This is a genomic window from Bartonella gabonensis (assembly GCF_903679515.1).
Taxonomy (GTDB): Bacteria; Pseudomonadota; Alphaproteobacteria; order Rhizobiales; family Rhizobiaceae; genus Bartonella; species Bartonella gabonensis.
In genome coordinates, this window is sequence record NZ_CAHOYM010000006.1 from 23,851 (window position 1) to 38,375 (window position 14,525).

Below are 14,525 nucleotides of genomic sequence, written 5' to 3' on the forward strand. Positions count from 1 at the left end.
AAACGACTTACGCTAATGACCGACCAATTTGAAGATATTTTTCCCTTCGCTCTTGTTTAAGAACTTCACCATCTTTTCCAGCCATAGCTTTTAAAGCCTCTGAAATAATCTCACCCGTTGCATTAATGGCCATCTCTTTATCACGATGCGCTCCTCCCAAAGGCTCTGAAATAATGCCATCAATAATCTTTAAGCGAAGCAAATCTTGAGCGGTAATACGCATATTCATTGCAGCATCTTTTGCGCGGGCTGGATCACGCCATAAAATAGAAGCTGCTCCTTCTGGAGAAATAACCGAGTAAATTGCATGTTCCAACATATAAACTTTATTGGCAGCCGCAATTGCTATCGCCCCCCCAGAACCACCTTCTCCAATCACAACGGATACAACAGGAATCTTTAGGCGCAAAGTTGCGGCTGTTGATTGAGCAATTGCTTCTGCTTGCCCACGTTCTTCAGCGCTTACCCCAGGATAAGCACCCGCCGTATCGACAAAAGTAAGGAGTGGCAAACCAAAGCGGTCAGCCATTTCCATAATACGTACAGCTTTACGATATCCCTCTGGACGTGCAGAACCAAAATTATAGCGCAAACGTGTTTGCGTATCGTGACCTTTCTCTTGACCGATGTAAGCAACTGCTTCTCCCTTAAAGCGTGCGAATCCGGCTTGAATAGCTTCATCTTCAGCAAACTTTCGATCTCCTGCCAAAGGTGTAACATCACTCAATAAACGTTTAGAATAGTCTATAAAATGCGGACGATCAGGATGACGAGCCACTTGTGTTTTTTGCCACGGCGACAATTTTTTATAAAGATCACGCAATGCCGTTTGGGAACGTGTTTCAAGACGCGCAATCTCGTCGCTCATATCAAGACCGCCTTTTTCCTGAGAAATTTTTTTTAATTCAAGAATTTTCCCATCAAGATCAGCAACTGGTTTTTCAAAATCAAGATAATTATACATTTGCACCAACTCATTCAGTGTCACTTATACACTTATAATTTTCTTTATAAAGTCTTTTTCAAAAACATCACCTTTTCTTTAACGAGCCTTTTGCGCATCAGCAAGTGGATGATGCTCATTGACTAAACGATAAAGTCTCTCTTCCAACACATGGGTATAAATCTGAGTGGTAGAAATATCAGAATGACCTAACAAATGTTGAACAGCACGCAAATCAGCACCATTTTGCAAAAGATGGCTAGCAAAAGCATGGCGCAATACATGGGGAGAAAAGCTTTCACTTTTTATTCCTGCCCTTTTAGCAAGATTTTTCAATTCCCGTGCAACAACTTGACGCGCAATATACCCTGTTTCTGAATGCGCCGGAAAAAGATAAAGACTTTTAGCATCTGTCCCTTGATCACGAAAATCCAACCACTGCAAAAGAACTTGATAGGCTTTTTTTGATAACAGCACCATTCGTTCTTTTTTTCCCTTACCGCAAACCAAAATACTGTATGCTTTTCCCCGAACAGCCTGCACAGGCAGACTCACCAACTCACTAATGCGTAATCCTGTTGCATAAAGCATTTCGCCCAACAACTGAAGACGCAATGCGCGCAGATAATCCTTAGATCCATAATCTGCTTGATTAACCTCCAACTGCGCCAAATCAAGAAATTTTGTCACCGCATCTTCACTAATAATTTTGGGTAAAGGGCGCCCTTGGCGAGGGGTATCAATATCATGGGAAGGATCATCTGCTCTTAATCCTTCTGCATAAAGAAACTGATAGAATTGACGCAACGCCGATAAACGGCGCGCTTGTGAAGTTGCAGCAAAACCAAATGTATGCATGAACGACAAAAGACCAATTAAATCTTCCTTTTGTGCTGAAAAAAGCGAAACCGAATGCGAAGACAATTCATCTTGCGCCCACTGTAAATCATGCTGATAAGCCGCAAGTGTATGGGCAGAAGCGCCTCGCTCAGCACTCATCATTTCAAGAAAACGCTCTATCACAATGTTACTTTTCATGGATTCATTCTCAAAGAAAGAGCCAGCGAATCCAAAGGGACATCAACAGACATATCCACAGTTACGGGTTCAACAAAAACGACAAGAATGATCATTATACTAAAAAGAATAGCAAACAAAATGAAAAGAATCATAAAAAGTCTGGTTAATGTTGGCATAAAATAATAAACTTTTCCAAAATACTCTATCTCTTATCCTATCTTATAAAGATTAACAGGAATTGACTTTAAAACAGATAAATGCCGAAATAAGCCATGAAAAATAATCGCCTCCAACATTCCTCCTTGTCACAAATAAAAAGACAAATCTTATCATCTCTCGATAGCCAAGTTCTTGTGTTTGTTGGTCTTATGGGAGTAGGAAAGTCAGTCATTGGAAAACATGTTGCCACCATTCTTGATTTACCCTTTTATGATTCTGATCAAGAAATCGAAAAAGCAGCTCAAATGTCTATCACAGAAATTTTTAAAATCTATGGTGAAGCGGAATTTCGTTCCCTTGAACAACGTGTTATTCTCAATCTTATAAAAAAAGGTCCTTTTGTTTTAGCAACGGGTGGAGGTGCTTATATAAATCAAGATACACGAAAAGCTATTCATCAAAATGGAATCTCTATCTGGCTCAAAGCAGATCTTGATATCCTTATGCAACGTGTTTCCAAACGTCCAACACGACCGCTTCTTCAAACAGAAAATCCTAAAGAAACGATGCAAAAACTCATGGAACAGCGTTATCCTCTCTATGCAACAGCCAACTTAACAATTAACAGTCATAAAGAAAGCCCCTCCAGTGTAGCAAAAAATGTCATACGATCTTTACAGCATTACCTCTATATAAAAAAATAACTATAGAAAGAATAAGCATGCAAGCCAAAACCATCACTATTCAATTAGATAAGCACTGTTACGATATCATCATTGGTCCAGATCTTATTACGCAAGCTGCTTTACAAATTAAACATTCTCTTAAGCAAAAAGATTTTTATCAAACGCGTTTGGCAATTGTTACAGACACAAATGTTGCATCCCTCCATTTAAATACATTACAAAAAGAATTAACAAAAAATAAAATTCATACTGTCCCTATTATTGTAGAAGCAGGAGAACAATCAAAATCATTTTCAACTTTGCAAACTGTCATCGACCAAATTCTTGCCGCACGCTTAGAAAGAAGTGACTGTGTTATTGCTTTTGGTGGCGGTGTTATTGGAGATCTAGCAGGATTTACAGCAAGTATGATACGCCGTGGAATGAATTTCATTCAAATACCCACAACGCTACTTGCACAAATTGATTCCTCTGTTGGTGGAAAAACGGGAATCAACAGCCGATATGGTAAAAATCTTATTGGTGCTTTTTATCAACCGCAATGCGTTATTGCTGATACATCTGTTCTTGATACCTTGCCACCACGTGAATTTCGCGCAGGTTATGCGGAAATGGTCAAATATGGACTTATTAACCAGCCTGATTTCTTTGAATGGCTTGAAAAAAACGGACAAGAAATTTTTTCTAATGGCGCGATAAGAACAAAAGCTATTGTTCGCTCATGCCAATTTAAAGCTGCCATAGTAGCACGTGACGAATACGAAACAGGAGAGCGTGCACTTTTAAATCTCGGACATACCTTTGGACACATGCTTGAAACAGCAACCTCTTATGATTCAAAGCGTTTAATTCACGGTGAAGCTGTAGCAATTGGAATGATTCTCGCACATCAATTCTCTGCACAACTGAATCTAGTAGCCCCTACACTCATACACCGTATCGAAGCACACCTTAAAGCTGTAGGTTTGCCTACAGGGTTAAAGGATATCCCAGGAGATCTACCAGATGCTGAAACATTGATGACTCTCATTGCTCAAGATAAAAAAGTTTCACAAAATAATTTGACCTTTATTTTGACACGCGGACTTGGCCAATCATTTATTGCAAAAAATGTTCCACCAGATGCAGTTTTATCCTTTTTAGAACAAAAATTAACAGAAATTCGTTAATTCATATTGAATATAATTGATTCGTTTTTATACTTCTATTAAAGGAATAGTTACGATGATGTCTACGTAGCTCAGTAGGATAGAGCACAGGATTCCTAAAGAAATTGGGCGCCTTGAGGAGAAATCCTCAAAGTGGATCTGCTCAAATTCGGGGAAAGCTTCATAGGCAAAACTATATGCCAATCCCGAGCCAAGCCTCTCTTCACATGAGAGGAAGGTGTAGAGACTGAACGGGCAGCACCTAAAAGGCGCAAGCTTCAAGGTGAAGAGACAGTCCAGACCACAAACAGCCAATAAGGTTGGCGGTGAAAACCGAAGTGGTATGAATCCTGGGGTCGCAGGTTCGAATCCTGCCGTAGACACCATCTTTATTAAGACAAATTACTCTTCATATAGGGAAGCATTATGAAAAAAACTCTACAAATTTTAGGATTTTTTTCCTCTTTATTATTTTTCAATGTTAGCAGTACTTTAGCTGCTGCTTTAGTCATTGGAGTGTCAGGTAAGCCAGAAACACAAACAATAGCCTATCAATGTGATATGGGTGCAAATAAAGAGCGCGTTGAAGCAACCTATCACAACGCTGACGATATTTCATTGGTTGATTTCAAATGGCAAGGCGATCGTATTATTGCTGCAAATGTTATTGCTGCTTCTGGAGCAAAATATGTGGGAGAGCAGTATATCTGGTGGGAGAAAAATAAAGACGTAACACTTTATGATCTTACTCAAGATCCAGAAGAAAAAAAAACCATCCTCTGTAAGGATGAATCACTGTTATTATTTTAAATAACTGAGGAAATATCATGAAAAAAATTGCTTTTATTGTAGGATTTTTTACCGCTTTAAGCTTACCGCTATTTAGTTCAGTCCATGCTTTTGCTGGCTCTTTAGTTATTAAGGTCCCAGATGATCCAGAACCAACAACAGAAGTAACTGCCTATCAATGCGAAACAAATACAAGTAAAGAGCATGTTGAAGTAACCTATCTTAATGCGGGTAGCATTTCGCTTGTTGATTTAAAATGGCAAGGAAAACGCATCATCGCTTCCCGCAGCATGAGTGCTTCCGGAGCAAAATATATGGGAGGACCCTATATATGGTGGACAAAAGGAAACGAAGCCACACTTTCTGATCTCATTAATGATCCAGAAGAAAAAAATCTTATTCAGTGTGTAGAAAAACAAAAAACAGAATAAAAAAAGTTTATTGCATCTTAAAAATCGCTCTGGCTCGTATCACTTGACATTTCGTCGGAAGTAGATGTTTGTTTTTCCATGTGACGTGATAAAAGGGCCAGCGGTTTTTTAAATTTATTTTCTGAATAATATCGATAAGCCGCTGCTTGTGATACCAACATTGAAGCAACCGGTATTGTTGCAAGTAAAAAAATTACCAACAAAAATTCATGAAAAACAAAATGATGATCTACAAAGGTTGAATAAAGAAACGACGCAATAAGAATACTTCCAGCGCCCCAACTTGTACTCAATGAAAGCATATGTAAACGCTTATAAAAAGTGGGAAGACGCACCAATCCTATCATTCCAATCAACGTGAGACCAGCTCCTAATATCAAAAAAAACGTAACAGCGATAGCAACAACAAGCGATACATCATCCTTCATTCAATAATCTCCCCCCGCATGAGAAATTTTGCCAACGCAATACTTGATATAGGACCCAATAAGCCAACAATGAGAGCTGCCACAAAATAAATAGTTGTTCCTGAACGTATATCAAATGTAAGAAAAAAAAGAATAGTGATTATATAAAGAGCATCTAACCCTACAATCCGATCTTGTGCTCGTGGACCACGAATCAACCGAAACAGTGCGAGAATCATAGCCAAACTTAAAAAAAACTGCGAAAGATAAAGCCCCCAATAAAGGATCACCATACTCATTAAAAAATCTCCAAAAGTAATTGCTCATAGCGGTTTTTGATCAATTTTTGGTAATTCCATCCATTTTTAAAATTTAAGACATGAAGCAAAAGTTCTCTATTCTTACTATTATAGGCAATCCAAACAGTCCCTGGAGTTGCTGAAATAATACATGCCAAAACGGCTAAAGCCGTGCGACTTTCAAGCAAAATGGGCACCACAATAAAACCAGACTGCTGTTTTCGAGATCTTTTGGTTAAAACGAAGCAAGCCACAGAAATATTTGAAATAATAGAATCAATAAACACACGAAAAAACAGCTGAAAAACTGCACGCCAACTTTTAATCGTTATCTTTTCCGGCTCAAGAAGCCGCATCACCCACCCCCCAAACAAAGCAACAATAATCCCTAAAAGCAATTGACCAAAACTAAAGCCATTTAAGATCAGCCACATAAAAATAATTGCCGCGCTAGAAAAAGGGAAAAAATAACAATGTTTCACTGATGCCCCCCTCTATTTTCAAGAGACAAATCATCTAAAACGCTGCCAATATAATTTTGAGGCTCATACAAAGTTTTAGCTGTTTCAAACATATAACGACTAACAGGATCAGCAACAATTGTAATAAGAAAACACAAAGCAAGTAGAACAGCAACAGGGGCAAATTCAATCACCTGCACCCGTGGAATTTTCCCTTCAAGAGAAACCCAAAAAGTTCGAATGCCCATTCGTGTCATCGCAATCAAAGCAGCAAAACCAGAGAGAGTGACAAAAATCATAAAAAGCCAATCGTGATAAACGGGTAGAGAAGGAGAAATATTTTCTTTACTATGGTTTAAGAGTGCCACAAACATCATAAATTTAGCAACAAAACCAGAAAAAGGAGGCAGACCAATAATCAAAAGTGCACAAAAACTAAAACAAGTTCCAAGAATTGCCAAAGTTACCGGTAAATAAGATCCTACTTCATCTTCTTCTTCCTCTTCATCATCCCCATAGACTTCCATTGTCACTGTCAAAACATTAGCTGCCACATCTTGACAGCGTTCAACCAACTCCACCAAAAGAAAAAAAGCCCCCAGTGCCAAAGTTGAGGAAACAATATAAAAGAGTGCCCCTGCGATCAGGGCTGTATTGCCGATCCCGATTGCTGTCAACAATATTCCAGAAGAGACCAAAACACTATAAGCTGCCAAATGTACCAAGACTTGGCTTGCCAATACCCCGATAAAACCAAAAGCCATAGTGGCAAGTCCACCGTAAAATAAAACCATTTGACCAAAATGGCTAAAATGTCCATTTTCTGGACCAAACCATAGCAATGTTAAACGTAAAATAATATAAATACCGACTTTGCTTAAAAGTGCAAAAGAAGCTCCAACAGGCGCTACTGCTGCACTATAAGTTGGCACCAACCAAAAATTCAATGGCCACATCCCTGCTTTAATTAAGAAAGCAATTCCCAAAAGCGCAGCCCCTATTTCAAATAAAGTCATATCGCTAGAAGCTATATATTGTATTTTTACGGCCAAATCAGCCATATTGAGGGTGCCTACGATTCCATAAATAAGCGCCGCCCCAACGAGAAAAAACAACGAAGCAACCAGATTAATCACGACATAATGCAATCCAGCGCGCATACGTAGTGGGCCAGAACTATGTAACGCAAGGCCATAAGAAGCTGTTAACATCACTTCAAAAAATACAAATAAATTAAATAAATCACCTGTTAAAAAAGCACCGTTTATTCCAACCATGAAAAATTGCATCAATGACTGAAAATGAGGACCCGCTTTATACCAATGTGCCCGTGCAAAAACCAATGCCGCGCTGATCAACAAGCTAGAAAGCAAAAGCATCATAGCACTTAAGCGATCGAGTACCAAAACAATACCAAAAGGAGAAGGCCAATTACCAAGCCGATAAACATCCACAGCAGGTGCAACTTCAAGAGCACGCATCACCAGTAAAACAGCAATGACAACCAGCAATGTAGCAGAAAAAATACTTATGAGTGATTTCAGTTTTGAACAGCGTTCATCATAGAAAAGAAGAAGAGCTCCGGTACTTAACGGCACAAGAATCGGCAAGACAAGAAGATGATGAACATAAGCTTCCATCACTGTACCTCACGTCCATCAACGTGATCTGAACCTGTTAAACCGCGTGAAACCAACAAGATAACCAAAAATAAAGCTGTCGTTGCAAAACTGATCACAATCGAAGTTAAAACCAAAGCCTGTGGAAGAGGATCAACATAATTCGCCGGATTGATCACCATCGTAGGATCAACGATTGGCGCTGCATTACTCCGTGGTCTACTCATTGCAAATATGAAAAGATTGACACCATAGGATATCAAAGACAAACCGAGAATAACTTGAAAAGTTCGGGGACGCAAAATGAGCCAAATTCCAGATCCTACAAGAACACCAATAGCCAAAGAAAGAATAATTTCCATTAATTTTCCTTCCCTTTTAAAGCAGGTTTTTTACCGATCCGGTAACTACGTATTGATTGATGTGCAAGTGCAATTAAAATGAGAATCGTTGCTCCCAACACAAGAGAAAACACACCAAAATCAAACAAAAAAGCAGATGCTATAGGCACCTTTCCAATCAATGGCACCTGAATATATTGGAAGAATGATGTTAAAAAAGGATACCCAACAAATAAGGCTCCTGTTCCCGTTACAACCGATAGCAATAAGCCAAAGCCCATCCAGCGTAAAGGCAAAACTCTTAAATGGTTTTCCACCCAACGAATATCCCGTGCAAGATACTGCAAAATAAAGCCTATCGCTAGCGTCACCCCGCCAGCAAATCCCCCTCCAGGAAGATCATGTCCTCGCACAAATAAATAAAAAGAAAAAGCAATAATAAAAGAAAAGAGCCACCCTATAATAACAGAAGGAATAGCGAGATAATTCAATATTGTATCCCCCACATTTCGATCTGGCTGTGCCTTATCAAAATCTTCTTGAACACGTTGTTGAAACGGTGCATCAATACTTTCAGGAGCAGGACGAAATCGACGTAAAAGAGCAAAGACAGTCAAAGAAACACCCCCCAAAACCACAACTTCTCCCATCGTATCAAAACCACGGAAATCAACCAACAATACATTCACAACATTGCGACCACCAGCACCAGAATAAGCATTTTTCAGAAAAAAATTAGAAACTGTTATCCTTTGAGGACGTGTCATAATCGCAAAAGAGAGCCATGCAACACCAGCCCCCCCTATAATTGCTATGATGAAATCACGGGCGCGACGTAAACGCACCCCGAAACGAACAGACATTGGAGCAGGATTATACACACGCTTAGGCAACCAACGCAAACCAAGCAATAATAAAACAGCTGTCACCACTTCAACAACCAATTGCGTTATAGCCAAATCGGGTGCAGAAAGCCATAAAAAGGTTGCACACGTCATCAATCCTGCTCCCCCCAAAAGCATGAGCGATGCAAGACGATGAAACTTTGCTTGCCAAGCGACTAAAAGCGCACACGATCCACCAACCAACCAAAGCGCGAGAAAAGGGATATCAAGTGGAAAAAGCGGTAACCCTCCCAGTGCAATGAAACCATCACGCCAAAGCAAAAGACCAACAAAAATAAAACACACAACAAAAATCCAGTGCAACTGGATTTGCAAACGGCGTGTTGACAAAATAGCCTCCACCGCACGTGCCCATTTCCAAGAAATAATCACAAGAATGCGTTCAAAAATACGCTGTCCTTTCAAATGACGAAAAAAGGGAGCCCCATCATCACAAGATAAAAAATAGCGCCGCCCAACAACATAGAGCAAGCCGCCCCCTAATAAAGCCACCAAACTCATCATTAATGGCGTATTAACCCCATGCCAAACAGCCAAACTATAAGAGATCGTCATCGGTCCTAAAACAGACACAACAGCATTATCTAAAATAGGCCCGATTGTTAAATTAGGAAAAATACCAACGGCCAAACAAATAAACACCAAAAGTTCCATGGGTAAACGCATAAAATGCGGTGGTTCATGCGGAGTTTTTGGTAATTCATCAGATTTTGGTCCCCAAAAGACACCATGAATAAAACGTATAGAATAGGTTACACTAAACAGGCTAGCAAACGTTGCGACATAAGGAGCAATCCAATCAAGCCATGATTCCATATGTGTTTCAACAGCTTCAGCAAAAAACATTTCTTTTGATAAAAAACCATTGAGCAAGGGAACACCAGCCATCGCCGCACTTGCTACTAAAGCAAGAGTTGCTGTAATCGGCATAGAGCGATAAAGACCTGTTAACTTACGCATATCACGTGTTCCCGTTTCGTGATCAATAATTCCAGCAGCCATAAATAAAGATGCTTTAAAAGTAGCATGATTGGCCATATGAAAAATCGCCGCAACACACGCAAGGGGACTCCCAAGGCTTAAAAGCGTGGTAATCAATCCAAGATGACTAATTGTTGAGTAAGCCAGTAATCCCTTTAAATCTTGCTGAAACATAGAACAATAAGCTCCTAGAAGAAGTGTTGAGAGTCCTGAAAAGCCAACCATCCAAAACCACGACTCTGTCCCAGAGAACACAGGCCATAAACGTACAAGCAAAAATAATCCAGCTTTTACCATTGTTGCCGAATGTAAATAAGCCGATACAGGCGTTGGAGCTGCCATCGCATTAGGCAACCAAAAATGAAAAGGAAACTGTGCGCTTTTTGTTAATCCACCCAATAAAATACAAATAAGAGCAGGGATATAAAGCGAACTTGAACGGATCACATCTCCAGACTGCAAAATTTTATCCAGATCAAAACTACCAACGATATACCCAATCAATAAAACCCCAATAAAAAGGGCCCCCCCCCCAAAACCTGTAATAGTTAAAGCCATACGCGCCCCTTCACGCGCACTCGCATTATGATACCAATAACCAATCAACAAAAAAGAAAAAATACTGGTAAGTTCCCAGAAAACAACCAAAAAAACTAGGTTACCTGATAAAACAATCCCTGTCATTGAGCCCATAAAGGCTAGGAAAAAAGAAAAAAATCGTGGTACAGAATCCGCAGGATCCATATAATAACGAGCATAAACAACGACAAGCAGCCCAATTCCTGTAATGAGCAAGCAAAAAAGCCACGACAGACCATCCATCCGGAGGATCAAATCACCCCCCCATTCTGGAAGCCAAGCAATATTTAAACGGATAATGTGATTGCCACGAATTGCTGGATAAAGCATGATTGTAAAAAGAAGACTAAAGAGAGCAATACCCCCTGCAAACCACGCTTCATTATTTTTTGCTGTTGAACGAAAAAAGCCAATAACAGCACTTCCACAAAAAGGAAGCAAAATGAGCAATATCAGCATTGCTTCCTGTGTTGTCATGCTTTTAGCTCCATCCTACCCTTAATATTTTGTCATTGACAAAACAAAAATTTATACTCTTACCCCCCCATTCCACACTTAATGATAATAAGATTTAATAAAACTTAAAAGTATTTAAATWTTTCAAAAAACAATGCTTGCATGGAAATGCTGCGCACCACACAAGCTTTCTTTTTATTGTAAGAGCAATAACGCTCACGACAAGAAGCAATTAAAATTTTATTTAATCATTTCTATCCTTTAAAAAAGTGCGATAAGCACTGTTTACGAGGCCCATGAAAAGGCTGAAAACTATTATCATTTTTATTATAAGAGCGATAACGAGCACGACAAGACTCAATATGCTGTTTAAGCATCCATGGCTCTTTTTTTTCTAATCTTTCTGATGAGATGACTTTTAATGATGCGCCTTTTGTGCTTAAGTGCGATAATGTAATAAAAGCCGCTTCAGGATACCACCAATTATCTTTATACTTAACATAACCACGCCGATAATGATGATAACCCTTAAAACCATTAAGTTCTCTACGACCCGTAAAAATCAAAGGCACCGAACTCTCTTGGACAGCAGTCTGAGAAACCAATTTGACTTTAGCATCCCCCCTATTTTGCCCCAAATGAACAAGAGTGGTTGTTATAATGAAAAGACTGCTCACAAATACACAAGCTAAAGCATAATATAATTTTTTTTTCATACGCATAACGCAAAACTCGAAATAATAAACAACAACCGTTACAGAAAGCCTTTCTATTTCTAGACAGAAACAGATTCTTTTCTTAAGATTCTTTTTTCTTGAGACATTCTGTTACTCTTTGTACTAAACGCTGATCTCAAGAATAAGATCCTTCAAAAAAGAATGAACAAATGATGATAAAAACCCCCTACTATCTTATAGACAAAACGAAACTCATCAAAAATATGCAAACAATTTCTCGTTTACGAGAAATGTCAGGAGCAAAAGTTTTGCTTGCTTTGAAATGTTTTGCCACATGGAGTGTTTTTGATTTAATGTCTGAATTCATGGACGGAACCACTTCATCATCCCTTTATGAACTACGTTTAGGAAGAGAAAAATTTGGTAAAGAAACCCATGCCTATTCAGTTGCTTGGGCTGATCATGAAATTGATGAAGTCTGTAGTTATGCAGATAAAATTATCTTTAACTCTATCCAACAACTTCAACGTTTTTCTGATGCAAGCAAAACCATTCAACGAGGTTTAAGATTAAATCCAGGAATAAGTGCCTCTCATTTTGATCTAGCCAATCCCTCCCGCCCTTTTAGTCGCTTAGGAGAAACAAATCCAAATGCTATTAAAGAAGTTTTGCCTCTCATTAACGGCTTGATGATCCATAACAATTGTGAAAATGCTGACTTTAATCTTTTTAACCAAATGCTTGGGGATATGGAAGAAAAGTTTTCAGAGCTTTTTTCAGCCGTAGACTGGATAAGCCTTGGCGGTGGAATTCATTTTACAGCCGAAAATTATCCTCTAGAAGCTTTCGCTGAACGCTTAAAGCATTTTTCCAAAACCCATGGTGTCACTCTTTTTCTAGAACCAGGAGAAGCCGCCATCACCAAAAGCACCACCTTAGAAGTCAGTGTTCTTGACACATTGTACAACGAAAAAAATCTTGCCATCGTTGATAGCTCAATCGAAGCACATATGCTTGATCTTCTCATTTATCGTGAAACAGCTAAATTAGAACCCAATCAAGGAGAACACGAAATTATGATTTGTGGAAAATCCTGTCTTGCTGGCGATATTTTTGGAACGTTTAAGTTTCAAAAACCTCTTGAAATAGGGGATAGACTGTCTTTTCAAGATGCAGCAGGTTATACAATGGTTAAGAAAAACTGGTTTAATGGTGTAACAATGCCTGCTATTGTTCTCAAAGAATGCGATGGTACATTAACGCTGCAACGCCAATTCAGCTACAATGACTATCGGACAAGCCTTTCATAAAGATAACCATAAAAAAACGTCATACGACAGTATTAAAAAGGAGATGAACCTACAATGAAAAAAAACGTTCTCATTATTGGTGCTGGAGGTGTTGCACAAGTTGTTGCACACAAATGTGCTCAAAACAACGATATTCTTGGTGAAATTCATATTGCTTCACGAACACTCAAAAAATGTGAGGCCATTCTTGCTTCCATTAAAGAAAAAAATACAATGAAAGAACAAGGTGTTCTCGAAAGCCATTCGCTCGATGCCATGAATGTAGAAGAAACTGTAAAGCTCATCCAAAAAAACAAGTGTGAAATTGTTATTAATGTTGGTTCTGCCTTTCTTAATATGTCTGTTCTTTCAGCTTGTATCAAAACCAAATGCGCTTATATCGATACAGCCATTCACGAAGACCCTCTTAAAATTTGTGAAACACCCCCTTGGTACGGCAATTATGAATGGCCACGGCGTCAAGAATGCGAACAAGCTGGTATCACAGCTATTTTAGGTGCTGGCTTTGATCCAGGTGTCGTAAATGCCTATGCAGCGCTAGCGCATAAATGTTATTTTGATAAAATCACCGATATTGATATTATTGATATTAATGCCGGAAATCATGGGCGTTGGTTTGCTACAAATTTTGATCCAGAAATTAACTTCCGTGAATTTACAGGACAAGTATGGTCATGGCAAAATAAAAAATGGACTTCCAATAAAATGTTTGAAGTCAGCCATGAATGGGATCTTCCCGTTGTTGGAAAACAAAAAGCCTATATGACAGGACATGATGAAATTCATTCGCTTTCCAAAAATCTTGATGTCCAAAATATCCGCTTCTGGATGGGGTTTAGTGATCGTTATATCACTGTTTTTACCGTTTTGAAAAATCTTGGTCTCTTATCCGAACAGCCCATTAAAACAGCAGAAGGACAAGAAGTCGTCCCTTTAAAAGTTGTAAAAGCTGTCTTACCTGATCCTTCCTCTCTCGCCCCAGAATACACAGGAAAAACCTGTATCGGAGATCTTATTAAAGGCGAAAAAGATGGAAAAGCAAAAGAAATTTTTATCTATAACATAGCCGATCACAAACAAGCTTTTCATGAAACCGGAGCACAAAGTATTTCTTATACAGCCGGTGTACCAGCAGCAGCGGCAGCTCTTCTCATTGCCACAGGTGAATGGGATGTTAAAACGATGGTCAACGTAGAAGAATTACCACCCCACCCCTTCCTCAAATATCTTGATCATATGGGGCTTCCCACCTTTATAAGAGAACAAGAAGAGGATAAAAAATTACAATTTTAAATTTATCCCTATAGAGTGCTT

Annotated in this window: 14 protein-coding genes and 1 pseudogene; 6 read left to right on the forward strand and 9 right to left on the reverse strand. The window is 39.0% G+C overall.

Going from position 1 to position 14,525, the window contains the following annotated elements; all coding sequences use genetic code 11:
• Window positions 1-7 precede the first annotated feature (7 nt).
• Complete coding sequence (locus tag HWX04_RS02415; RefSeq protein WP_175868639.1) at window positions 8-964, reverse strand: acetyl-CoA carboxylase carboxyltransferase subunit alpha; 957 nt, start codon at window positions 962-964, stop codon at window positions 8-10.
• Window positions 965-1,042: 78 nt separating this feature from the next.
• Complete coding sequence (locus tag HWX04_RS02420) at window positions 1,043-1,981, reverse strand: site-specific tyrosine recombinase XerD (protein WP_175868640.1); 939 nt, start codon at window positions 1,979-1,981, stop codon at window positions 1,043-1,045.
• Between the two features lie 254 nt (window positions 1,982-2,235).
• Between HWX04_RS02420 and HWX04_RS02425 the strand changes: the two are divergent.
• From HWX04_RS02425 to HWX04_RS02440, 4 genes and pseudogenes are all read left to right on the forward strand, one after another.
• A pseudogene (locus HWX04_RS02425) lies at window positions 2,236-2,878 on the forward strand (shikimate kinase).
• Window positions 2,844-3,977, forward strand: a complete 1,134-nt coding sequence (gene aroB, locus HWX04_RS02430; protein ID WP_175868642.1) for a 3-dehydroquinate synthase — start codon at window positions 2,844-2,846, stop codon at window positions 3,975-3,977. Before HWX04_RS02425 ends, aroB begins: the two are co-directional and overlap by 35 nt.
• Before the next feature lie 405 nt (window positions 3,978-4,382).
• Entirely contained in the window at window positions 4,383-4,766 is a 384-nt protein-coding gene (locus HWX04_RS02435) for an MliC family protein (protein ID WP_175868643.1), read from the forward strand.
• Between the two features lie 17 nt (window positions 4,767-4,783).
• On the forward strand, window positions 4,784-5,176 hold the full coding sequence (locus HWX04_RS02440) for an MliC family protein (protein WP_175868644.1): 393 nt from the start codon (window positions 4,784-4,786) through the stop codon (window positions 5,174-5,176).
• Window positions 5,177-5,193: 17 nt separating this feature from the next.
• Here HWX04_RS02440 and mnhG read toward each other — a convergent pair whose 3' ends face one another.
• From mnhG to HWX04_RS02475, 7 genes are all read right to left on the reverse strand, one after another.
• Window positions 5,194-5,604, reverse strand: coding sequence for a monovalent cation/H(+) antiporter subunit G (gene mnhG / locus HWX04_RS02445; protein ID WP_175868645.1), 411 nt, complete (start codon window positions 5,602-5,604; stop codon window positions 5,194-5,196).
• Window positions 5,601-5,882: a K+/H+ antiporter subunit F gene (locus HWX04_RS02450; protein WP_175868646.1), complete on the reverse strand. Its 282-nt coding sequence runs from the start codon at window positions 5,880-5,882 to the stop codon at window positions 5,601-5,603. Before HWX04_RS02450 ends, mnhG begins: the two co-directional genes overlap by 4 nt.
• Window positions 5,882-6,364, reverse strand: coding sequence for a Na+/H+ antiporter subunit E (locus tag HWX04_RS02455; RefSeq protein WP_175868647.1), 483 nt, complete (start codon window positions 6,362-6,364; stop codon window positions 5,882-5,884). The genes HWX04_RS02450 and HWX04_RS02455 overlap by 1 nt, the downstream gene beginning before the upstream one ends.
• Window positions 6,361-7,983, reverse strand: coding sequence for a monovalent cation/H+ antiporter subunit D (locus HWX04_RS02460; protein WP_175868648.1), 1,623 nt, complete (start codon window positions 7,981-7,983; stop codon window positions 6,361-6,363). Before HWX04_RS02460 ends, HWX04_RS02455 begins: the two co-directional genes overlap by 4 nt.
• Window positions 7,983-8,324: a Na+/H+ antiporter subunit C gene (locus HWX04_RS02465; RefSeq protein ID WP_175868649.1), complete on the reverse strand. Its 342-nt coding sequence runs from the start codon at window positions 8,322-8,324 to the stop codon at window positions 7,983-7,985. Before HWX04_RS02465 ends, HWX04_RS02460 begins: the two co-directional genes overlap by 1 nt.
• Window positions 8,324-11,245, reverse strand: a complete 2,922-nt coding sequence (locus HWX04_RS02470) for a monovalent cation/H+ antiporter subunit A (RefSeq protein ID WP_175868650.1) — start codon at window positions 11,243-11,245, stop codon at window positions 8,324-8,326. The genes HWX04_RS02465 and HWX04_RS02470 overlap by 1 nt, the downstream gene beginning before the upstream one ends.
• A gap of 233 nt (window positions 11,246-11,478) precedes the next feature.
• Window positions 11,479-11,946, reverse strand: a complete 468-nt coding sequence (locus HWX04_RS02475; protein ID WP_175868651.1) for a BA14K family protein — start codon at window positions 11,944-11,946, stop codon at window positions 11,479-11,481.
• A gap of 167 nt (window positions 11,947-12,113) precedes the next feature.
• Between HWX04_RS02475 and HWX04_RS02480 the strand changes: the two genes are divergently transcribed.
• Together HWX04_RS02480 and HWX04_RS02485 are read left to right on the forward strand one after the other, a co-directional pair.
• Window positions 12,114-13,211, forward strand: coding sequence for a carboxynorspermidine decarboxylase (locus HWX04_RS02480; RefSeq protein ID WP_175868673.1), 1,098 nt, complete (start codon window positions 12,114-12,116; stop codon window positions 13,209-13,211).
• A gap of 54 nt (window positions 13,212-13,265) precedes the next feature.
• Window positions 13,266-14,504 (forward strand): saccharopine dehydrogenase family protein, encoded by a 1,239-nt coding sequence (locus HWX04_RS02485; RefSeq protein ID WP_175868652.1) that lies wholly within the window; start codon window positions 13,266-13,268, stop codon window positions 14,502-14,504.
• Window positions 14,505-14,525 lie beyond the last annotated feature (21 nt).